Consider the following 21,832-nt stretch of genomic DNA (forward strand, 5'->3'; position numbering starts at 1 on the left):
TTTACCAAAGAAAAGGATCAGGCCTTTATCCTTCATTAACCTCTTTTTCCACAAACTTATTGTGCTCTATCAATAAAACTCTGTATTGATTGATCTTTACCCAATATGTAATGAAATAAATCAGATTCATAATACCTGCAATAACAAGTATAAAGGGTGGAAAAGGAATATTAATGGAAAGAAATGTCCATGCATAAATTTGTCCTTCCTTACGTGTTGGATTTTCTTCCACCGGAATTTTACGGTCATAAAATTCATTATTCAGGGAGTCGCAGAGTCTTCGTGCGACCTCAAAGTGCCAGTAAATATTAAACAACGGCACAGCTACAAACCAGGCTTGTGACGGCAAAATATTCCTGTTTTCCGGAGCGATCAGATTTAATGTTTTCCGAATGGTATTGGCAAATAAAATCCAGCAAATCAGACGAACTGCGGATGCTGCCAAAACAATGTACAGCATTTCCATCGTCATCTTATCAGGTGTAAACTCTAGCATTCTTAATTTTGAATTTCTTCTTTAAATATAGGCTGAATTATTCAAAACTTGATATTTATGAATAATATTTAGCACCTATCTGACAATTTAACAACCTGTAAAAAGTTCTTTGGTTCTATTTTTCTTACAAAATCAGCGAAAATAGGCTTATTACAGAGTCATTCTTCTATTTCTGTTCTTTAAAAATACAGAAGGAAAATAGCCGGTTTTTTGTGAAAATCATCCTTTCTTTTTTTCCACTGATCCACTGTAAGTGTCAGGATAAATTCATCCTGAGCAGTCAGATTACAGGCCACACATATTTTGGTTTGAGGCTTGCAGACCTTCAGTAATTCCGCGAATAAGGCATTGTTGCGAAAGGGAGTTTCTATAAAAATCTGCGTCTGCTTGTCTCTGTATGCCTGTGCTTCCAGATCTTTTATCTTCCGGTTTCTATCCGATTTATCAATAGGAAGGTATCCCTGAAATGCAAATTTCTGTCCACTGAAACCAGAAGCCATTAAGGCTAAAAGAATCGAACTTGGTCCCACCAAAGGAACAACCTTTATACCTTTGCTATGTGCTTCAGCGACAATATCCGCACCCGGATCTGCTACTCCCGGACATCCAGCTTCAGACATTAATCCCACATTCTTGCCAGCCATCAGTCCTTTGAAAAACTCCTGTTTATTTCCCTGATCACGGTTATGTTTACCATAATCATGGATGATCAACTGTTGTTGCGGAATAGACAAACCGGCTTGTTTCAAAAATTTCCGGGCAGTTTTTTCGTTTTCTACAATATATTCATCCAGTGTATTGATGGTCTCTTGTAAATAGGGTGTATAAGAAGCCATTGCAGCGTCATCGCTCAACGGAACAGGAAGGAGATACAATATACCTTTTGACATATACAAACCTAGTCATTTATGACGAATATGATCAGACGAATACAAATTTATCTTGTTTGTCAGCATTTGATTAGGTTACGTAATCGTCATTTAACAAACATTAACAAGCTCTGGTTCAGGATTTTTTCATTTTTACGTAATTTTATCACATTCAGGGAGTTGTTCTTTGATAATTTATAAATTATATTAATATTTGCATTAATGGTATCTCTAATAACAGAAGGTGTAAAGATTTCGGTAGAGAGTATTTATCAACCGGAATATTCTAATCCTGAAAAGGAACATTTCATGTTTGCTTATCGTATTTCTATTGAAAACGTAGGCGATTATACCGTTCAGCTATTGCGTCGTCACTGGCAAATATTTGATGCAATTGGAGAACACAGAGAAGTAGAAGGAGATGGGGTAGTGGGAGAACAGCCAGTTATACAGCCAGGAGAATCACATCAATATGTATCCGGTTGTAATCTTAAAAGCGAAATGGGCTATATGGAAGGTACATACCAAATGTCCCGCCAGTTAGACGGAGAGATTTTTTATGTAGAGATTCCCCGTTTTAACCTTATTGCTAATCACCGCTTAAATTAACAGTTATATATACACTGTCATAAAGAAGTACAATTCTAAGCTTTCCTATAAATATTACGCTGTTTAAACCCGTTAAATTCTGTATTTTTGTACCTTATTATGGATAAGACTGGCTATACCGCACTTGTTTTAGGCTCCACAGGCCTGATTGGCAGCTTTTTGGTCGAGATGCTTTTGGATAATACACAGTATTCAACAGTATACGCTGTATCAAGAAGTCAGCTACAGATGCAACATCCCAAGCTTATCAATATTATAGCAGATGCAGATTCAATAGCACATCAGCTGGAAAATATAGCTGTTGATCACCTGTATTGCTGTCTGGGAAGTACCAAAAGTAAAACTCCTGATCTGTCTGCATATTATAAGATAGATCATGATTATCCTTTGTCGGTAGCACAGCATCTCAAAGACAAAAGGCTTTCTGCTGTGAGTTTGGTTTCAAGTATGGGAGCTAATGTATTATCCAATAACTTCTATCTGAAAATGAAAGGAGAGATTGAGCGTGATATAGAATTACTTTCGATTGAAAGAACATTCATATTCCGACCATCCTTATTATTGGGAAAACGCAAAGAAAACAGAATGCTGGAGAAGGTCTCTTCAGTGGTTATGAATATTATAAATTATTTCCTAATAGGAAAATTAAAAGATTATAAAAGTATAAAAGGGGAAGATGTAGCCAGATCAATGATAAAAATATGTTTATCTGATGTCACAGGCACACATATCTTCAAAACAGCGAAAATTAAAGAATTAGCGTGAGTATATTATCTACAGAACAGGTCAGTCATTCCTTCAATGACAGATGGTTATTCAAAGACATCCATTTTGGACTACAAAAGGGTGACCGGATAGCTCTTGTCGGAATTAACGGTACCGGCAAATCTACACTTCTATCTATTTTAGCAGAAAAGGTAATTCCGACTTCAGGAAAAGTAGTAAAGGAAAAAGGAATTAAAATTGGCTTTCTTGCTCAAGATCCTGACTTTTCAGGATTACATTCTATCAATGATTTCATCTATAGTGCGGATAACGAACAGCAGACTTTAATTCGTCAATATGAAGAATTGTTAAGTACAGATGAACCTGATCAGCAAAAACTGGAAGATCTCACTGAAAAATTATCTTTGCTTAATGCATGGGAATATGAATACAACATCAAGACTATTCTAAACCGCCTTAATATTATTGATTTCACCCAGCAGATAGATAATCTGTCAGGTGGTCAGAGAAAAAGGCTGGCACTTGCAAAATTACTAATTGACGAACCTGATGTCTATATTCTAGATGAGCCTACGAATCATCTGGATATAGAGACTATAGAATGGTTAGAAAAGTTATTGACTACAGGAAATAAAACAGTATTATTAGTAACGCACGATCGTTACTTTTTGGATGGAGTCTGTACAGAAATCCGCGAACTTGACAGAGGAAATCTTCTGACATTCAAAGGTAACTACAGCTATTATCTGGAGAAAAAAGCAGAACGCGAAGCTAATGATTCCATATTGGTTGAAAAGAGCAGAAATCTGTTGCGTAAGGAATTGGAATGGATGCGCAGACAACCGCAGGCACGAGGGACTAAATCCAAATCCAGAATTGAAGCTTACTATGATCTAGAGGAAAAATCTAAAGCCGCAAAGAAAAATGACATTGTACAGCTGAGTGTAAAAGTAAGTCGCCAGGGCTCCAAAATTCTGGAAATAGAAAATGCTTCTAAAAGCTTCGGAACTAAATCGGTAATTGAAAATTTCAGCTATACTTTCAAAAAGGGAGATCGCATAGGCTTATCCGGTCGCAATGGTTCCGGAAAATCCACCTTCCTGAATTTAATCACAGGGATTGAAAAACCAACGTCCGGAACAATCAGTGTAGGAGAGACTACAGTATACGGATACTATAAACAAGGCGGTCTGGAATTTCAAACCAATGAACGTGTAATAGACGTTGTAAAGAATGTGGCTGAATATATAGAAATGGCTAAAGGAGAAGTGATCACCGCTTCTCAATTATTAACACATTTCTTATTCCCTCCGGAGAAACAATTCGGCATGGTTGAAAAATTAAGTGGGGGAGAACGTAAGCGTTTACAACTTATGCGCGTGCTTATGCGTAATCCAAACTTTCTTATTCTGGATGAGCCTTCTAATGATCTTGACATTGATACTTTAAATGTACTGGAAGATTTTCTTGAAAAATATACAGGCGTACTTCTTCTTGTTTCACACGATCGTTATCTGGTAGACAAACTGACCGATCAACTTTTCATCTTTGATGGATCAGGAAATATCAACATATATAACGGAAACTATGCAGACTTCAAAGCAGAGCAGGACCTATTAAACAAACAACTCAAAGCTGGAAAAACAAATGTGAAGCCTGTAGAAGTAAAAGAACAACCAAGCAAGAAAAAGCTAAGCTATAAAGAGCAAAAAGAATATGAAGATCTGGAAAAAGAAGTCACTTCTTTAGAACAGCAGATAGCAGAAAAAACAGAAGTATTAAATTCAACAACCGACCATTTACAACTCGTCGAGATTGCGGAAGCTATCAAATCACTTGAATTAAAACTAGAAGAAAAAACAGAACGTTGGTTATTATTAGCAGAGCTTGCAGAATAATAAGGAAGCGTTCCACGTGAAACTATAGATAAATTAAACGTGAAGCAGTGATTGTTCCACGTGAAACTAAAATAAAATGTTTAAGAAATATAACGTAATTGTAGTAGGGGCCGGTCATGCCGGATGTGAAGCAGCAGCAGCAGCAGCCAACCTGGGATCATCTGTTTTGTTGATTACAATGAACATGGGTGTAATCGCTCAGATGAGCTGTAATCCAGCAATAGGAGGAGTAGCAAAGGGGCAGATCGTAAGAGAGATTGATGCAATGGGTGGATACACAGGTATCATAGCAGACAAATCTACACTACAATTCAGAATGCTTAATCTGTCCAAAGGTCCTGCCATGTGGAGTCCAAGATCCCAAAATGACAGAATGCGCTTTGCTGAAGAATGGAGAATGCAACTCGAAGCTATCCCTAATCTGGATATGTGGCAGGATACCGTTAAAGAAGTCATAGTAGAAGGCGATAAAGCTGCGGGAGTCATTACTTCTCTGGGAATACGAATAGAAGCAGATGCAGTAGTTCTGACAAACGGAACGTTCTTAAATGGAGTGATCCACATCGGAGAAAAAAAATTCGGAGGAGGCCGTACTGGAGAGAAAGCAGCTACAGGTCTTACCGAACAATTAGTAAGTCTCGGCTTTGAATCGGGTAGAATGAAGACCGGAACACCTCCACGTATAGATGGACGATCTCTTAACTACGACCTCATGGAAGAGCAATGGGGAGATGAAAATAAAGGAAGATTTTCCTATACAGATGTACCTATTCCTACAGAACAAAGATGTTGCTGGATAACCTACACAAATGACAAAGTTCATGAAATGCTGAAAACAGGATTCGAAAGATCCCCTATGTTTACAGGAAGAATAAAAGGCTTAGGTCCCAGATATTGTCCTTCTATAGAAGATAAAATAAACAGATTTGCAGAACGTGAAAGACATCAGATATTCGTAGAACCGGAAGGATTCAATACGGTAGAAATATACGTGAATGGATTTTCGACTTCTCTTCCGGAAGATGTACAGCAAAAAGCATTACAACTGATTCCCGGATTTGAAAATGCCAGAATGTACAGACCGGGATATGCTATTGAATACGATTTCTTTCCGCCAATGCAACTAGATCTGACACTAGAAACACTTCGAGTAAAACACTTATTCTTTGCAGGACAAATTAACGGAACAACAGGATATGAGGAAGCAGGAGCACAGGGATTCATTGCAGGTATCAATGCTCACCAGAGAATAAATGATCTTCATGAACTGACGCTAAAACGTTCTGAATCTTATATAGGCGTTTTGATTGATGACCTAGTTACAAAAGGTACGGAAGAACCTTACCGAATGTTTACATCAAGAGCGGAGCACCGCTTATTGTTACGTCAGGATAATGCAGATATTCGTCTTACACCAATGGCTTATAAACTGGGTCTGGTAGGAGAGGAGAGACTGAATAAGGTAAATGAAAAGATCAAAAATTCAGATGCTATTGTAGAATATTTAAGACAAAATAGTGTAACAGCGGATCACATTAATCCGGTACTCGAAGATCTTAACTCCTCGCCGGTATCTCAAAAAACCAGAATGTTTAATATACTAAGCAGACCACAGATTAATATTTACGATATCAAAAAAGCGGATAGTGATTTTGAAAACTATTTAAATCAGTTTGATAAAGAAACAATAGAGCAGGCTGAAATAAAAGTAAAATACGACAGCTATTTTGAAAAAGAAATGGAGATTGTCAACCGTATGAAAAAAATGGAAGATAAAGAGATCAATCCTAATTTTGATTACAATTCTTTAACTTCTCTTTCTATAGAAGCAAGGCAAAAACTGTTAAAGGTTAAGCCAAGAACATTGGGACAGGCTTCCCGAATTTCAGGAGTTTCACCTGCTGATATTAGTGTTTTAATGGTACACATGAGTTAATATATTGATTTTCAGTATATTAACAATAAAATATATAAGCTTAAAATAAAAGGATATAAGAAGATATTTTTAATTTTATGACACAAACATCCAAAAAAGATAAAAGTAGCTCAGAAACGCTAAAAACTACCCTATTTCAAAAAGTGGTAATTTTTTCATTTTTTTGTCTTCTTATTTTAAGTACTATACAGTGCGCCAACATGCAACACCCTACTGGCGGGCCTAAAGATTCACTTCCACCGAAAATATTAAGTGAGTTACCAAAAAATTATACCCGAAATTTCAAAGCAAAAAAAATAGTTTTGGAATTCGATGAGTATGTCAAACTAAACAGTCAGTTTAAAGAATTCAGTATATCCCCGGATGTAGATACTCAACCTGAATATAAAATCAAGAAAAAAAATCTTGAAATAACATTACCAGATTCATTAGAAGAAAATACAACATATACAATCCACTTCGGAAAAGGATTAGTCGACTATAATGAAGGTAATCCGCTTCCTAACTATTCGTATGTATTTGCCACTGGTGATGAGCTTGACTCTCTTTCTATATCAGGATCAGTTCTGAACGGATATACCAAGAGTCTGGATATGAAGAATGAAGATAAAGATGTCATCGTTATTCTGATTCCCACCCGTCAGGACAGTATATTTGGTAAACGTAAAGCGAATATATTTACGGCTGTAGATACAGCTGGTAATTTCAAATTTAATAACCTGAGAGAGGATACATACCGTATATATGCCTTGAAGGAGAAAAGCAGTAATCGTATATATGAAAGCACAGATGACTGGATAGGTTTTCTCAATGACAGCATCGTATTAAAGAAAGATACGAGTAATATCAAATTGGAATTTACTAAACCCTACCCTGATAAATTCAGAACCGGTGAAAAGAAACTGGAAAAGGATGGGGGTATACAACTTGTATTTAACCGACCTCTACTTGATCCGGCTATAAAAATATTATCTCCACAGGAACTGGATGCATCTAAATATGTACGCTATGGTGTACATAAAGACAGTGCATTAATATATACTCAAAACACTGATTTTGACTCTCTTAAATTGGAGATACGCAATTATAATACGGTCATGGACACTGTAATATTAAAGAAAGGAGTAAATGTGAAGTTCGAAAAAGAAATACTACCTGTCCTGAATATCAGTAATAAAGTAGATAAGATTACGCATATCACCGTTACCTCTAAAATACCTTTAGCCTCAATAGATAAATCTAAAGTGAAACTCACAGAAGATAGTGTAGCAAGAACCAACTTCCAATTGCAAAAAGATACACTTAATAATCAGCTATATCATATTCGTTTTAACTGGAAACCTAAAAGGAATTATACATTAGTTTTAGAAGAAAAAGCTTTAACAGGATTATTCGGAGATCATAATAAGGAGTTCAAAACTAATTTCACATTGGATGAAAGCGAAAATTACGGAGATATAAACTTCAATTTTACCAATATAGACAGTACTATGCAATATGTGGTAGAACTTATCGATGACAAGAAAGAAAAGGTATTTAACAGGCAGATATTAGGCCCTGATAATACGATATCCTACAAGAAATTTCCGGGTGGCAGATATTCTTTACGTGTAATATATGATGCTAACAAGAATGGTGTATGGGATCCTGCAGATGTAAAAACAAAAAAGCAGGCAGAACAAATATGGTATCTTAACAAAACATTTACAATACGGGCCAACTGGGAACAAAATGAAACAGTCAATCTAAATTAACTGTTTTCAAACCAGGAACTGTATAACACATAATTATGCGGTAACTGATGCAACATCTCCCGTTGTTCATCAGTTATCGCTTTTATTTTTTTAGCTGGAACACCTGCATACAGATAGCCTGATTCACATATGGTATTTTCCAGTACCACAGCGCCTGCAGCAATAATAACTTCAGTCTCTACTACGGCTTTATCCATGACAATAGCGCCCATACCGATCAATACATAATCTTTTACTACACAACCATGTACCATAGCCTGATGGCCAATATTGACATAACTACCTATATCAGTTCCGTTCTTCTGGTAAGTGCAATGAATAACAGCCCCATCCTGGATATTCGTATAAGATCCGATTCGTATATAGTTTACATCTCCTCTTATCACAGCATTAAACCATACCGAACACTTATTGCCCATAACCACATCACCTACAACGGTCGCATTAGGGGCTATAAAACAATCTTCCGCAAATTCAGGGTATTTATCTTTAACAGGTAAAATAACAGCCATATGTCTTCTAAAATATAGTATCCTTTAATATATCAGCATGATAAGGATAATCTGTTGAATAATGGAGTCCTCTGCTTTCTTTGCGATCCTGAGCTGACTTAATAACCAAAAAAGCAACCTGAATGACATTTCTCAATTCACAAAGCGGCACTGATAATTTGGTATGCTTATAAAATTCTTCCGTCTCATCATACAAAAATCCAAGTCTTCTGAATGCACGATCCAATCTGAAGTCAGAACGCACAATACCAACATAATCGGACATTACTTTTTGTGTCTCCCGAAGATTGTGTGAGACCAGAATATCTTCATTGGATAAACTTGTATTGGAATCATCCCAGTCTGGTATATTTTCCTCAAAATCGATATCCCCTAACTTTTCAGCAGCATCCAGCCAGATCCGGTGGGCATATACAGCAGCTTCCAGTAATGAATTGGAAGCCAATCTATTAGCTCCATGAAGCCCGGTAGATGAACATTCTCCACATGCATACAAATTATTAATAGTACTACGTCCGTATGCATCTACCAGAATTCCCCCACATAAATAATGTGCAGCCGGAGATACAGGAATATAATCCTTTGTCATATCCAATCCGATGGATAAGCACTTTTCGTAGATATTTGGAAAATGGGCTAAAATATCCTCTTTACTACGCATCGTAATATCCAGGTATACATAATCGATACCTGATTTCTTCATTTCAGCATCTATTGCCCTAGCTACGATATCCCGTGGTGCTAATGAACCCCGTTCATCATACTCTTCCATAAATGGTTCCCCTGACACACGTCTCAGGATACCTCCAAAGCCACGTACAGCCTCGGATACCAGAAATGCAGGATATTGACTGGGATTATAAAGAGCTGTAGGATGAAACTGTATAAACTCCATATTACGCACTTTGCCCTTAGCACGATAGACCATTGCTATACCATCACCGGTAGCTATCGTAGGATTAGTCGTACTCGAATACACATGTCCTGCACCTCCTGAAGCCATCAAGGTAATACGGCTTAAAATCTTCTCTATACGGTGATTCTTTGTATTCAATGCATAGATACCAAAACACTTAATATCGTCCGATTTCTTATCAACAAATTCACCTAAATGATGCTGCGTAATTAAATCTACTGCAAAATAATGTGTAAGTATCTCAATATTAGGATCCTGATGTACTTTAGCCAGCAAGGCTCGTTCTATTTCATAACCAGTTATATCTTTATAATGTAAAATACGGTGTTTGGAATGACCACCTTCTTTTGCGAGATCATAGCTGTCATCATCTACCTTATCGAAGTTAGTACCATAAGCTATAAGCTCTGCTATACGTTCAGGACCTTCCCTAACAACGTTTTCCACAATTTCCACATGGCACAATCCATCACCAGCTATCTGAGTATCAAGTATATGCTTCTCAAAGCTATCAGACTTATCCACAACTGCAGCAACACCGCCCTGTGCATATTTGGTATTAGACTCATCTTCATTAGACTTAGTGACTATCAAGACTTTACCTTTTTTTGCAGCTTTCAAAGCGAAGCTTAAACCAGCAATTCCGGAACCAATAATCAAAAAATCAACCTTACGATCTCCCATAAATACTAATGCGTATTAAAAATCTAGTTTTTCAGATAACAAATTAACAAAATATGTGGATAACGTGTAGATAAATGGTGAATTAAAAATGAAAACTATTTTTTATTTCACATTTCCACAAAAAATCCAGCCATTGTGAACAAATTATAACCACAACTTTACCCCATTATTAACAAAATGTAAACAACAAACAATTCACACTAAAATATGGAAAACGAAAAAGAGTAATTTTCATATATCTGAAAATCAGCTCTATTTATAAACTTTAGATGTGGATAAATGTGGATAACTATGTTAAAAGTAATAATCGCAAATATAAATTCTTAAAACTTTCCCCATTTTCCACACACTAATAAACAATAAGTCTCCTTTTTATAAAAAGAGTTATTAATTATTGAAAAAAGGGAATGTGGATTTCGTTTCAAATTCTTTCGCTACTTTTGTGAAGTGATACCGTCTGAATCGTTGACTTAAATTTTATCAACACGGAAATGAATATTACTTATGACAGAGATCTGGAAGCAAAAGGATACATAGATGTAGCTATTGATCCTACAATTGATCTCGTAGAAGAAATTAATCGCCTCAAGAAGGAAAAGAATGCTGTTATTCTGGCTCATTATTATCAAGAGTCTGAAATTCAGGATATTGCGGATTATATAGGGGATAGTTTGGGACTTTCCCAACAGGCTGCCAAGACAGATGCAGACGTGATTGTGTTTGCTGGGGTGCATTTTATGGCTGAAACAGCAAAGATATTATCCCCATCAAAAAAGGTATTATTACCTGATCTGAAGGCAGGATGCTCACTATCAGATAGTTGCCCTCCTCATTTATTTGCGAAATTTAAAGAAAAATATCCTGATCATCTGGTCATAACTTATGTAAACTGTACAGCTGAGTTAAAAGCATTATCAGATATTGTATGTACTTCCAGTAATGCGGTACAGATCGTAGAAAGCCTTCCGTTGGATCAGAAAATAATTTTTGGTCCGGATCGCAATCTCGGAGCTTATGTAAAAAAGAAGACGGGTAGAGATCTGGTCTTGTGGAATGGTGCATGTATGGTACATGAGATTTTTTCGCAGGATAAAATAGATGCTTTACGCAACGAATACCCGGATGCAAAGTTTATAGCACATCCGGAGTGCGAGGATCATATTCTGGCTGGTGCTGATTATGTAGGATCCACTTCAGGTATGCTTAAGTTTACCATGAATGATCCCTCACAGGTTTACATTGTAGCCACTGAATCCGGTATTATTCATCAAATGCAAAAGGCGAGTCCGGAAAAGACATTCATTCCGGCACCTCCGAATAATGCATGTGCATGTAATGATTGCCCGCATATGAAGCTTAATACTTTAGAAAAACTTTACAATTGTCTCAAGTTCGAATCTCCTGAAATTACACTTCCTGAAGATGTAATTATACGCGCTCAAAAGCCAATTGAACGTATGTTGGAGATTTCAGAAAGATTAGGATTGTAAGCTTAACTGATATAATTTTTAATTTTAACATTATAGAATGTTTGAAAATACAGAAAGAACAAATCTGGATCAGATGGGTGAATTTGGTTTGATTGAACACCTGACCAAACATGTGGAACTGACTGAAAAGTCTACGGTCAAAGGTATAGGAGATGATGCTGCTGTATTAGATTTTTCAAATAAGAAAACGCTTATTTCTACTGATCTGCTGTTGGAAGGAATTCATTTTGATTTGCGCTATGTTCCACTTAAACATCTGGGTTATAAAGCTGTACAGGTAAATTTAAGTGACATATATGCTATGAATGGTATAGCCTCTCAGATTACCTTTTCAATAGGATTATCCTCAAAATTTCCTTTAGAAGCAGTTGAAGAAATCTATGAAGGAGCATTGATTGCCTGTAAGAAATTCAACGTAGATCTGGTAGGTGGAGATACATCAGCCTCTGCCCAGGGATTAATTATATCTGTAACCAGTATAGGATATGCAGATGAAGACAGCATAACTTATCGCTCAGGTGCTCAGGAAGGTGATCTTCTGTGTGTCTCCGGAGATCTTGGAGCTGCTTATGTAGGATTACAGATTTTGGAGCGTGAAAAGCAGGTATTTTTAGATAATCCCAATATTCAGCCGGATCTGGAAGGAAAAGATTATATCATCGAGCGCCAGTTGAAACCGGAGGCCCGTAAAGATATTGTTCAACTATTGGATAGTCTGGATATCAAACCAAATGCTATGATAGATGTATCAGATGGTCTGGCTTCGGAGATCATTCATATCTGTAAACAGTCTGATAAAGGATGTAAATTATATGAAGATAAAATTCCGTTGGATCAGATGACATATGATACTGCCCGTGAATTTGGTTTAGATCCTACAGTTTGTGCATTAAACGGAGGAGAAGATTATGAATTGTTGTTTACAGTTCCACAGTCAGCATATGATAAACTTAGAAATCTTCCCGATATAACAGTTATCGGATATATAACCGAGCCAAATGCTGGATATGAAATGATTTCCAAATCCGGAAATGTATATCCTTTAACAGCTCAGGGTTGGAATGCTTTTAAAAAGTAATGTATTGATTACTATATAAAAAAGGTGCTGTTTCATGTGAAACAGCACCTTTTTTAGTTTTCCTCCAGTTCTAATACTACCGGATCCGGTACATTGGGATCATGTTTTCCAACCCAAAAATTATTATAGCCCAATCCTACCTCAATTTCTAATAAGCGTTGCTGCAGCATTTCGAGAATGGCTAAAAAATTATAGACGAAATGAACTTTATTTTCTGAACTCTTTCGGATACTGTTAAAATCCAGTTTCTCATTCATTTCTATCAACTCCTTAATGACTCTCTTCTGTTGTTCTATGGTATAAGGATATTTTACAACAGTATGTTTGACTTCCTGGACACGATTTGAATAATGGTACATCATACGTTCATATACCATCATAAGTTTGTAAAGATCAAATGAAGACAATTCTTCTCCTTCCTGTACAGGGCGGTTAGTGTTCTTCAGATCATAACCGATATTTCCTCTTAAATGATACCTGACACGGTTTTCTTCAAGTCCTTTCAGATCTTCGCAAATATTTTTGAACTGTTTGTAGAGTATCAGTTTCTGTACCAGTTCCTTTTTAAGATCTATTTCATTTTCATTTTCATCCAGGTCAGGGCGTGGTAAAAGCATTTTTGCTTTGATACGCATGAGGGTAGAAGCTACAAATATAAACTCACTGGCCAGTTCTATATTCAAAGCCTGCATCTTCTGGATGTAGTCCAGAAAATCATCTGTTATTTTAGAGATCGCTATATCATGGATATTCAATTCATCACGCTCTATAAAAAACAAAAGCAGATCAAACGGACCTTCAAATTGTTCTAACTTAATTTCGTAACCCTCACTTGCATTCATAGATTCAAAAGTACATAATTATAAAAAATTATTAATAAATTAGTTTATTATAGAACCTATGTAAACCATAACAATTGCGAATTGTTATATGATTTATGTAAATAAAAAATTGTTACTTTGTATCTTATTTTGAAATCGTAAAAACTATGCAGGTAGAGGCTGGAGAACTATTGCAAAAAATAAATTTTCCTTCAGATCTTAAGAAATTAAAGGAAGAAGATTTATTGCAGGTATGTAAAGAGCTTAGACAATATATAATTGATATTGTCTCCGTTAACGGAGGGCATTTTGCAGCAAGTTTAGGGGTAGTAGAATTAACCGTTGCCCTTCATTACGTGTTAAATACACCTTATGATCAATTGATTTGGGATGTAGGTCATCAGGCCTATGGTCACAAGATATTGACGGGGAGAAGGGACGTCTTTGATACAAACCGGATATTAAATGGTATTTCGGGTTTTCCAAACCGAAATGAAAGTGAGTATGATACTTTTGGTGTAGGTCACTCATCTACCTCTATATCGGCAGCTCTGGGGATGGCTGTAGCTTCTCATTATAAAGGAGAAGATGACAGACAACATGTAGCTGTAATAGGAGATGGAGCCCTGACTGCCGGATTGGCGTTTGAGGCTTTGAATCATGCCGGTATAGAAAAATCCAATCTGCTGGTTATTCTAAATGATAATTGCATGTCAATCGATCCGAATGTTGGAGCGATGAAGGAATATCTGACCAGTATAACAACGTCTAAACGTTACAACAGATTCAGAGATGATCTGGCTGCTGTGCTTTCTAAAATATCAGAAGTAGGACCGGATGCACTTGGAATAGCCAAAAAGCTTGAACGAGGAATCAAAGGTTCACTGCTTAAGAATGCAAATCTTTTCGAATCTTTAAATTTCAGATATTTCGGACCTGTAGATGGGCATGATGTCAAGAAACTAGCCAAAACGCTGGAAGATCTTAAACATATTCCGGGACCGAAGCTCCTGCATTGCGTTACAGTAAAAGGTAAAGGATATGCTTTAGCCGAGAAAGATCAGACACTATGGCATGCACCGGGTCTTTTCGACAAAATCACAGGAGAGATTAAAAAATCTGTTTCTGACAAACCTGTTGCACCTAAGTATCAGGATGTATTCGGACATACCTTAGTGGAACTGGCTGAGAATAATAAGAAGATAATGGGAATTACTCCCGCTATGCCGTCTGGGTCTTCTATGAATATTATGATGAAAGCTATGCCTACCCGTGCCTTTGACGTGGGAATAGCTGAACAGCATGCTGTTACATTCAGTGCTGGACTGGCTACACAGGGATTACTTCCTTTTTGTAATATCTACTCTTCCTTTATGCAACGGGCTTATGATCAGGTTATTCATGATGTAGCCTTACAAAATCTGAATGTGGTATTCTGTCTGGACCGAGCAGGTGTTGCCGGGGCAGATGGTCCTACACATCACGGCGCATACGATCTTGCTTATATGCGTTGTATACCAAATATGACTGTGTCTGCTCCTATGAATGAAGAAGAACTTCGCAATTTGATGTATACCGCACAATTGGAGAATAAAGGACCATTTGTGATCCGTTATCCTCGCGGAGCAGGGGTAATGCCGGATTGGAAAAGACCATTTAAAGAAATAGAAATAGGAAAAGGCCGTAAAGTATCGGACGGAGAAGAGGTTGCTATATTAAGCATTGGCAGTATAGGTAATGAAGCTGTAAAAGCAATTCGTGTATTAAATGAAGAGGGTATTTATCCGGCACATTACGATTTGCGATTTGTCAAACCTTTGGATAAAGAATTGTTACATGAAGTCTTCCGTAAGTATAAAAAAGTTATCACCGTAGAAGATGGTTGTTTACAGGGAGGAATGGGTTCGGCAGTACTCGAATTTATGGTCGATAATGGTTACCAATCTCATGTTGTTCGTCTTGGTATTCCGGATGAAATTGTAGAGCATGGAGAGCAAAAAGAGCTTTGGAATTTGTGTCATTATGATGCAGAGGCTATTGCTGAGCAATGCAGAAAATTATCCACTATCCGTAAAACAGATTCTCTAGTTGGATAGATAACCTGTACGATAATAAAGCATAAAAAAGGAGTTGANNTCAACTCCTTTTTTATGCTTTATCCTTATAAAACTATCTGAAAATTATCCCCGATTTTAAAACATAGTTTTCCACATTGATTTTTTTAATTCAATAAAAGTTACTAAATTGGGAGTATCGAGCCCATCATAAGAGCTGATGTTGAAAACTAAAATTTTGCCTGTGAATTTTAGTAAAAAATCTCTAAAAAACGACTTAAGTTATTGTTTATTAATACGTTGTGTATTTTTTTACTTTTTAATTTTTTAGCTGAATTTTTTTTGCCATCTTCGTTTTAAGAGAAAGTTATGAACAATTTTTTGGTCAGATATTGTAAATCAAGTTATTAACAATTTTAGAATGGAAAAAACGTACACAAGTGTTTGGAATAGTTGTCTTCAGATTATCAAAGACAATATACCTGCGCAAAGTTTCAAGACTTGGTTTGAACCGGTGAAAGCGGTGAAACTTGATGAGAACGTTTTAACTATTCAGGTGCCGAGCTTATTTTTTTACGAGTGGCTTGAGGAACATTATGTAGGTATCTTACGTAAAACGGTCAAAAAATTTTTGGGAGAACAGGGAAGGTTGGAATATAATATTGTGGTGGAGAAATCTTCAACCAATATACCATATACAACCAATATTCCGTCAAATGGAAACGGTGCAGAAGGGAAGCGTCAATCGATCCCGGTTCCGGTCAATTTGAATAAGAATATTAAGAATCCTTTTGTTATTCCGGGATTGAAGAAGTTACAGGTAGATCCGCAGTTGAATCAGCATTATACTTTTGATAATTTTATCGAAGGTGAATGTAACAGACTGGCAAGATCTGCAGGGTTTGCGGTAGCAAATAAGCCCGGAGGAACCTCTTTTAACCCTTTGATGTTATACGGAGATGTAGGGTTAGGTAAAACCCATTTATCCCAGGCCATTGGAAATGAGATCAAGCGTAATCTGCCGGATAAGTTGGTTATCTATGTATCCTGTGAAAAATTCTGTCAACAGTTTGTAGATTCATTAAAGAACAATACAATCAATGACTTTGTGAATTTTTATCAGGCAATGGATGTCATCATCATGGATGATGTACACAATTTTGCCGGTAAGGAAAAAACCCAGGACATTTTCTTCCACATCTTTAATCATCTTCATCAGTCAGGTAAACAGATTATTCTGACCTCTGATAAGGCTCCTAAAGATCTGGCAGGACTGGAAGAACGATTATTAAGTCGTTTTAAATGGGGTTTATCCGCGGATATACAGGTTCCGGATCTGGAGACAAGGATGGCTATCCTGAAGAAAAAAATGTATTCTGACGGTATTGAGTTGCCGGAGAATGTAGTAGAGTATGTGGCGCATCAGATTGATAACAGTGTCCGTGAATTAGAAGGTGCTATGGTTTCATTATTGGCGCAATCTACCCTTAATAAAAAGGAGATTGACCTGAACCTTGCTAAATCTATGCTGAAAAACTTTGTGAAGAATACCAGTAAGGAAATTTCAATGGAATACATACAGAAATTGGTATGTGAGTACTTTGAAGTTCCGGTAGAAATGGTAAAATCAAAAGTTAGGAAACGTGAAATCGTACAGGCACGTCAGATCTCTATGTATCTTGCAAAGAATCATACTAAATCTTCTTTGAAGTCTATCGGTAACTTCTTTGGTGGACGGGATCACTCTACAGTGATATATGCCTGCCAGACAGTAGAAGATCTGATAGAAACAGACAAGAAGTTTAAAACGTATGTACAGGATATCCTGAAGAAGTTAAAAGCATCTTAACAATCAAAATTTTGAACGTAAAAAGGGAAGCAATCATTTGCTTCCCTTTTTTATTATCTCGTTATTACGGTAAGCAGCTTGTTAAGCAAATTTAAATACCGTTTTCTTTATATATAAGCATTGAAGACTAACCTGCAAAATTAGCGTTCTATACTTTAGGGTATAAGCTCTAAAAAGAAAGGAGCCTTGTTTTTCAACAAGACCCCTTAATTGCTAATTTATGAAACCTATTATTGCTTTGCTAATTATTGTACCGGCTGAGCAGGTTGCTCAGTTGGCTGAGTTTGTTCTACTGGTTGTGCTGGTTCTACCGGCTCAGTAGTTGAAGGCTCAGTAGCAGGTACTTCTGCCGGAGCTGACTCAGGAATCGTTACAGGAGCTCTTTCTGCTACAATTTTTTCAAAAAGTGGTTTTTGCTCATCTGTCAAGACTTCAATGATTTTTGCATCTGTCTGTGCCTGAAGTTTTGTGATTTGCTCAGCTTTAGCTTCTTTAGATGCTGTATTATCTGCTAATAATGCTTGTTCTGCTTTTGCATATTCTAATGTTGCATTATATACAGTTGGTTGCTGCTCTTCTGTCAATGTTAATTGTTGTGTCAATACAGTAACCACTTGTTTTGCATTATCTTCTGGTGACTGGGTCTGTTGCGCTTGCGCAAATGTTAATCCTAATGCTAAGAAAAATCCGATACCTGTTAAAATTAATTTTTTCATCTTGTTAAAATTTATACGTTTAAAACTCAATTATTAAATTCTTTACATTAATAACTGCTTTTTGACAGGGCTTAGTATATGATTGTATCAGGTTTGTTACTTTTTAACATTACTTAACATTTTGATTATTTGTAAACATTTGATAATCAATAATTTAAATTGTAATTATTGTGTTACAATAAATTGATGAATTTAAGGTCAATCTGAGCCTGATTAATACTGTTTTGAGATGAAAGGCTTGTAAAAGCTTTATTTTATCTCAAAATGAGGTAAAATACTATATATAATGAAGGTGGGGTGATAGGTTTAAAGGATATATATCTTCTTATCGTAAGATAGTAGTTTAGCAGAGTATGGAAGTATTATACCTACATATAAAAAGATATTATATGTATATCAGATTCCTAAATGATCCGAAATACTTCTTTCTATGTTTGCATAATCTGCTGTATCAAATGCTATCTGAATAGGAATATAGTAAAACGGGAAACGATGCAGACGTGTTCCATACAAACGCTGGAAATCTTTTTCTGTAGTCAGAATAAGTTTATTTGATCCGGTAATAGCTTTGTACATTTCTTCTATCTTACTGATATCTGTCTCTGAAAAAGCATGATGGTCGGAATAGGACATATGAATCAATCTGTTTACATTGGGTTGTAAATGATTGATCAGCGGATTTGGATTTGCTATTCCTGTTATAAGTAGAACATCTGTTTCTTTTAAATTGGTATAGCAGCCTGAACCATTCTTATCCATCCATTTATCATATTTGATTTTACTGAAATATATGGAAGCAGTGGAATTGTGACGGGAAATCTTCTTAACAATTTTCCTTTTATCTTCTTCTGTTGCTTCTTCCGGGGTTTTGGTTACGATGATGATATTAGCTCTGTGGCTTTCCATCATCATATCGCGGAAATTTCCGGTAGGAAGTAAAATAGCGGGTGCCAGAAGAGAAGTATATTCAAAAAGTAGAATGGAATAGGTAGGTTTTAATTTTCTGTGTTGAAATGCATCATCCAGAATAATCAGCTCATGTTGATCTTTTAATTGTTCTACACCATAACAGCGGTCTTCACAAACGGCTACAGTTATTTCCGGAAACTTGCGTTTGAATTGCAAAGGTTCATCTCCTGCCTCTGCAGATGTAGACTGAGTAGACACAAATCTAAACCCTTTTGTCTTACGGCCGTAACCTCTGCTGAGCGTAGCCAGTTTAATTTTGTCTTTCAAAAGACGGATCAGGAACTCGGTCATCGGGCTTTTACCTGTCCCGCCTATTGCCAGATTTCCTATTACAATGAGGGGAATATCGTAGGTTTTACTTTTTAGCAGCTGATAATCGTACAGACGATTTCTAAGCCATATAATGCTGGTGTAGATAATGGTAATTGGAAATAGAAACCATCTTAACAATAGCATAGCCAAATTACTTTTGATTACGTTGGATCAGGTATCTGCGGTATCGTTGTAGCAAGAATAAAACAATTACTATCGGAAAAATATAGGTTTTGAAAGGATGTTTTTCATCTATTACAAAGAATGAAACAGCACAAATAACAACTAAAAAAAGATAGATATAACTAAAATTCGGATGTACTAAAATCTGGTTAAATTTATTCATAGTTATCTCTTTACAATTTTTATTCCCACATCATTGATGTCTTTCAGTGGGTTTTCGCGCATATTTTGTTCTATAGCAAAAGTGTAAACACCTGTATCAGGAAAGCTGTAATTTTCATGTATCAACGCCTGATGTGCATATAAGCTTCCCGCACTGCTCCCTGTCCATCTGCCATCTAATTCTGCCAGTTTAAGCTCTCTTCTTTCTCTTTTACTGATACCTTTAGGATTTGTTTCATGTATACGAACAAAGATATTAGAGTATCTGTAATCTCCGTTGTGACGCAGATTAAGGTATACATCATACTTAGCATCTTTGTCCGTAATATGCGCTTTTATTTTTGGAATAACATTATACGGCCAGCTTTTGTCTGTAATGATGATATTCTCATCTACTACGGTATTGGCATCACATCCGGCCAATACCAGTATATTTAAAAGAATAAAAGCGTAAAGTAATCTTTTCATCTTGTTAACCCCTATTCAGCAGGCTGAGAACCACTATTATTATTTCTTCCTTTATTACGGTTTCTGTTATTGAATCTCTTTTTTGGTTTTGGAGCATCAGTATTTTGAGGCTCTTTTGCTGATTTGGATTCCGTATTATCTTCCTTTTTCGCTTGTTGAGCTTTCGGTTGCTGGGGCTTATTATTCTGTTTATTTACAGGTTTTTTGTCCTCAGCTACTCCTTCTGCTTTCTGTACCGTTTGTTTGTTTTTATTACGGTTTTTGCTTTTGGATTTTTTCTTTCTGCGTTCATCCAGACGTGTCAGACTATCCTGACCTACTACATTTTCATAATCGTAGACCACAGGTTTTTCTACTTCTTCCTGAATGTTAGGATTAACCAGTTCTTCCGGTTTTCTTCCTTCACGATTCATTTCAATGAATTCTTTTACCTTATCTACAGACAGAGGTATCCAGTTTTCCGCTTTCGGATAAGCATACCACATTGTCTTTTTGAAAATATCGGTTTTTTGAAGATATGCGGTACCTATAATTGTTTCGATACGGTCTACATTATTTGGAATATCCTTTAATGCATCCATATAGCTGTCCAGCTCATAGTTGAGACAACACTTGAGTTTGCCACATTGTCCCGCTAATTTAAGCGTATTAAGCGAAAGATTCTGATAGCGCGCAGCTGAAGTTGATACGGTTTTGAAGTCTGTAAGCCACGTGGAACAACAAAGTTCCCGGCCACAGGATCCGATTCCACCCAGACGACTTGCTTCCTGACGCATACCGATCTGTCTCATCTCTATACGTATCCTAAAGGATTCCGCCATTTTTTTGATGAGCTCCCGAAAATCTACACGGCCCTCAGCTGTGTAGTAGAAGGTTGCTTTGGTCTTGTCACCCTGATAATCAACATCAGATATCTTCATCGAAAGTCCCAGATCCAAAGCCAGTTTTCTCGCTTTGTGCATGGTTTCCCATTCCAGATCCTTCGCTGCTTCAAATTTCTTTACGTCCGCCTCGTTTGCTTTTCTGTAGATTTTTTTTGTAACAGCGTCTACAGAAACATTATTTTTTTTCAACTGCAGTCTGACCAGTTCACCGGTCAGGGATACATGACCAATGTCATAGCCACCTGTAGAAGGCTCTACGACGACCATTTCTCCCATTTCCAGGTAATGATTGTCCGTATTGATAAAAAAATCTTTGCGAGATCCTTTAAAACGCACTTCGACCACATCGAAGGCTTTATAGTTAGATGGCATATCCATATTGGAAAGCCAGTCATATACATCTAATTTATTACATCCGCTGGTCATGCAAGAGCCATTGCTTTGGC

18 protein-coding genes are annotated in these 21,832 nt (G+C 36.6%); 9 read left to right on the forward strand and 9 right to left on the reverse strand.

From position 1 onward, the window contains the following. Positions 1-25 precede the first annotated feature (25 nt). Both B4B65_RS00325 and B4B65_RS00330 read right to left on the reverse strand, forming a co-directional pair. Positions 26-496 carry a hypothetical protein gene (locus tag B4B65_RS00325; protein WP_293912309.1) on the reverse strand — a complete coding sequence of 157 codons (471 nt, stop codon included), beginning with the start codon at positions 494-496 and terminating at the stop codon, positions 26-28. Positions 497-675: 179 nt separating this feature from the next. After that, positions 676-1,386 carry an SAM-dependent methyltransferase gene (locus B4B65_RS00330; protein WP_293912312.1) on the reverse strand — a complete coding sequence of 237 codons (711 nt, stop codon included), beginning with the start codon at positions 1,384-1,386 and terminating at the stop codon, positions 676-678. Positions 1,387-1,587: 201 nt separating this feature from the next. On the opposite strand from B4B65_RS00330, the gene apaG reads away from it, so the two are divergent. The 5 genes from apaG (at position 1,588) to B4B65_RS00355 (ending at position 8,288) form a co-directional block, all read left to right on the forward strand. Beyond that, entirely contained in the window at positions 1,588-1,974 is a 387-nt protein-coding gene (gene apaG / locus B4B65_RS00335; RefSeq protein ID WP_002998519.1) for a Co2+/Mg2+ efflux protein ApaG, read from the forward strand. A 99-nt stretch (positions 1,975-2,073) separates the two neighbouring features. Next, positions 2,074-2,739, forward strand: a complete 666-nt coding sequence (locus tag B4B65_RS00340) for an NAD-dependent epimerase/dehydratase family protein (protein ID WP_293912316.1) — start codon at positions 2,074-2,076, stop codon at positions 2,737-2,739. Continuing rightward, positions 2,736-4,598 (forward strand): ABC-F family ATP-binding cassette domain-containing protein, encoded by a 1,863-nt coding sequence (locus B4B65_RS00345; RefSeq protein ID WP_201681024.1) that lies wholly within the window; start codon positions 2,736-2,738, stop codon positions 4,596-4,598. Before B4B65_RS00340 ends, B4B65_RS00345 begins: the two co-directional genes overlap by 4 nt. Before the next feature lie 76 nt (positions 4,599-4,674). After that, the gene (mnmG, locus tag B4B65_RS00350; protein ID WP_293912321.1) at positions 4,675-6,534 is read left to right on the forward strand and encodes a tRNA uridine-5-carboxymethylaminomethyl(34) synthesis enzyme MnmG; all 1,860 of its coding nucleotides are present in this window, start codon (positions 4,675-4,677) and stop codon (positions 6,532-6,534) included. A gap of 200 nt (positions 6,535-6,734) precedes the next feature. Then, entirely contained in the window at positions 6,735-8,288 is a 1,554-nt protein-coding gene (locus B4B65_RS00355; RefSeq protein ID WP_293912323.1) for an Ig-like domain-containing protein, read from the forward strand. Here B4B65_RS00355 and B4B65_RS00360 read toward each other — a convergent pair. Then, positions 8,285-8,800 carry a gamma carbonic anhydrase family protein gene (locus B4B65_RS00360; protein WP_293912326.1) on the reverse strand — a complete coding sequence of 172 codons (516 nt, stop codon included), beginning with the start codon at positions 8,798-8,800 and terminating at the stop codon, positions 8,285-8,287. The genes B4B65_RS00355 and B4B65_RS00360 overlap by 4 nt on opposite strands. A gap of 7 nt (positions 8,801-8,807) precedes the next feature. Next, positions 8,808-10,400 carry an L-aspartate oxidase gene (gene nadB / locus B4B65_RS00365; protein ID WP_293912328.1) on the reverse strand — a complete coding sequence of 531 codons (1,593 nt, stop codon included), beginning with the start codon at positions 10,398-10,400 and terminating at the stop codon, positions 8,808-8,810. Positions 10,401-10,891: 491 nt separating this feature from the next. On the opposite strand from nadB, the gene nadA reads away from it, so the two are divergent. Together nadA and thiL are read left to right on the forward strand one after the other, a co-directional pair. Next, entirely contained in the window at positions 10,892-11,890 is a 999-nt protein-coding gene (nadA, locus tag B4B65_RS00370; protein WP_293912330.1) for a quinolinate synthase NadA, read from the forward strand. A 37-nt stretch (positions 11,891-11,927) separates the two neighbouring features. Beyond that, complete coding sequence (gene thiL / locus B4B65_RS00375) at positions 11,928-12,968, forward strand: thiamine-phosphate kinase (protein WP_201681030.1); 1,041 nt, start codon at positions 11,928-11,930, stop codon at positions 12,966-12,968. A gap of 53 nt (positions 12,969-13,021) precedes the next feature. Here thiL and B4B65_RS00380 read toward each other — a convergent pair whose 3' ends face one another. Beyond that, positions 13,022-13,810: a segregation and condensation protein A gene (locus tag B4B65_RS00380; protein WP_293912335.1), complete on the reverse strand. Its 789-nt coding sequence runs from the start codon at positions 13,808-13,810 to the stop codon at positions 13,022-13,024. Between the two features lie 146 nt (positions 13,811-13,956). Between B4B65_RS00380 and dxs the strand changes: the two genes are divergently transcribed. Both dxs and dnaA read left to right on the forward strand, forming a co-directional pair. Then, entirely contained in the window at positions 13,957-15,885 is a 1,929-nt protein-coding gene (dxs, locus tag B4B65_RS00385; RefSeq protein WP_201681032.1) for a 1-deoxy-D-xylulose-5-phosphate synthase, read from the forward strand. A gap of 379 nt (positions 15,886-16,264) precedes the next feature. Beyond that, positions 16,265-17,692, forward strand: a complete 1,428-nt coding sequence (gene dnaA / locus B4B65_RS00390) for a chromosomal replication initiator protein DnaA (protein ID WP_002998498.1) — start codon at positions 16,265-16,267, stop codon at positions 17,690-17,692. 245 nt (positions 17,693-17,937) lie between these two features. Here the strand turns inward: dnaA and B4B65_RS00395 are convergent, their stop codons facing one another. The 4 genes from B4B65_RS00395 to B4B65_RS00410 all read right to left on the reverse strand — a co-directional run bounded on the left by B4B65_RS00395 (position 17,938) and on the right by B4B65_RS00410 (position 21,812). Beyond that, the gene (locus tag B4B65_RS00395; RefSeq protein WP_293912341.1) at positions 17,938-18,408 is read right to left on the reverse strand and encodes a hypothetical protein; all 471 of its coding nucleotides are present in this window, start codon (positions 18,406-18,408) and stop codon (positions 17,938-17,940) included. A 396-nt stretch (positions 18,409-18,804) separates the two neighbouring features. Beyond that, the gene (lpxK, locus tag B4B65_RS00400) at positions 18,805-19,833 is read right to left on the reverse strand and encodes a tetraacyldisaccharide 4'-kinase (protein WP_293912344.1); all 1,029 of its coding nucleotides are present in this window, start codon (positions 19,831-19,833) and stop codon (positions 18,805-18,807) included. A 204-nt stretch (positions 19,834-20,037) separates the two neighbouring features. After that, positions 20,038-20,502, reverse strand: coding sequence for a gliding motility lipoprotein GldH (locus tag B4B65_RS00405; RefSeq protein ID WP_293912346.1), 465 nt, complete (start codon positions 20,500-20,502; stop codon positions 20,038-20,040). 11 nt (positions 20,503-20,513) lie between these two features. Then, positions 20,514-21,812, reverse strand: coding sequence for a PSP1 domain-containing protein (locus B4B65_RS00410; RefSeq protein WP_409590543.1), 1,299 nt, complete (start codon positions 21,810-21,812; stop codon positions 20,514-20,516). Between the last annotated feature and the right edge of the window lie 20 nt (positions 21,813-21,832).

Origin of the sequence: Sphingobacterium sp. UBA5789, from assembly GCF_002418355.1 — a bacterium.
In the GTDB taxonomy this organism is placed as follows: domain Bacteria; phylum Bacteroidota; class Bacteroidia; order Sphingobacteriales; family Sphingobacteriaceae; genus Sphingobacterium.

Coding starts and splice junctions, on each gene's coding strand:
- thiL (WP_201681030.1), top strand. CDS start 11,928: ATGTTTGAAAATACAGAAAGAACAAATCTGGATCAGATGGGTGAATTT.
- mnmG (WP_293912321.1), top strand. CDS start 4,675: ATGTTTAAGAAATATAACGTAATTGTAGTAGGGGCCGGTCATGCCGGA.
- dxs (WP_201681032.1), top strand. CDS start 13,957: ATGCAGGTAGAGGCTGGAGAACTATTGCAAAAAATAAATTTTCCTTCA.
- B4B65_RS00395 (WP_293912341.1), bottom strand. CDS start 18,408: ATGAAAAAATTAATTTTAACAGGTATCGGATTTTTCTTAGCATTAGGA.
- B4B65_RS00410 (WP_409590543.1), bottom strand. CDS start 21,812: ATGACCAGCGGATGTAATAAATTAGATGTATATGACTGGCTTTCCAAT.
- lpxK (WP_293912344.1), bottom strand. CDS start 19,833: ATGCTATTGTTAAGATGGTTTCTATTTCCAATTACCATTATCTACACC.
- B4B65_RS00405 (WP_293912346.1), bottom strand. CDS start 20,502: ATGAAAAGATTACTTTACGCTTTTATTCTTTTAAATATACTGGTATTG.
- B4B65_RS00360 (WP_293912326.1), bottom strand. CDS start 8,800: ATGGCTGTTATTTTACCTGTTAAAGATAAATACCCTGAATTTGCGGAA.
- B4B65_RS00325 (WP_293912309.1), bottom strand. CDS start 496: ATGCTAGAGTTTACACCTGATAAGATGACGATGGAAATGCTGTACATT.
- nadB (WP_293912328.1), bottom strand. CDS start 10,400: ATGGGAGATCGTAAGGTTGATTTTTTGATTATTGGTTCCGGAATTGCT.
- B4B65_RS00330 (WP_293912312.1), bottom strand. CDS start 1,386: ATGTCAAAAGGTATATTGTATCTCCTTCCTGTTCCGTTGAGCGATGAC.
- nadA (WP_293912330.1), top strand. CDS start 10,892: ATGAATATTACTTATGACAGAGATCTGGAAGCAAAAGGATACATAGAT.
- apaG (WP_002998519.1), top strand. CDS start 1,588: ATGGTATCTCTAATAACAGAAGGTGTAAAGATTTCGGTAGAGAGTATT.
- B4B65_RS00340 (WP_293912316.1), top strand. CDS start 2,074: ATGGATAAGACTGGCTATACCGCACTTGTTTTAGGCTCCACAGGCCTG.
- B4B65_RS00355 (WP_293912323.1), top strand. CDS start 6,735: ATGCAACACCCTACTGGCGGGCCTAAAGATTCACTTCCACCGAAAATA.
- B4B65_RS00380 (WP_293912335.1), bottom strand. CDS start 13,810: ATGAATGCAAGTGAGGGTTACGAAATTAAGTTAGAACAATTTGAAGGT.
- dnaA (WP_002998498.1), top strand. CDS start 16,265: ATGGAAAAAACGTACACAAGTGTTTGGAATAGTTGTCTTCAGATTATC.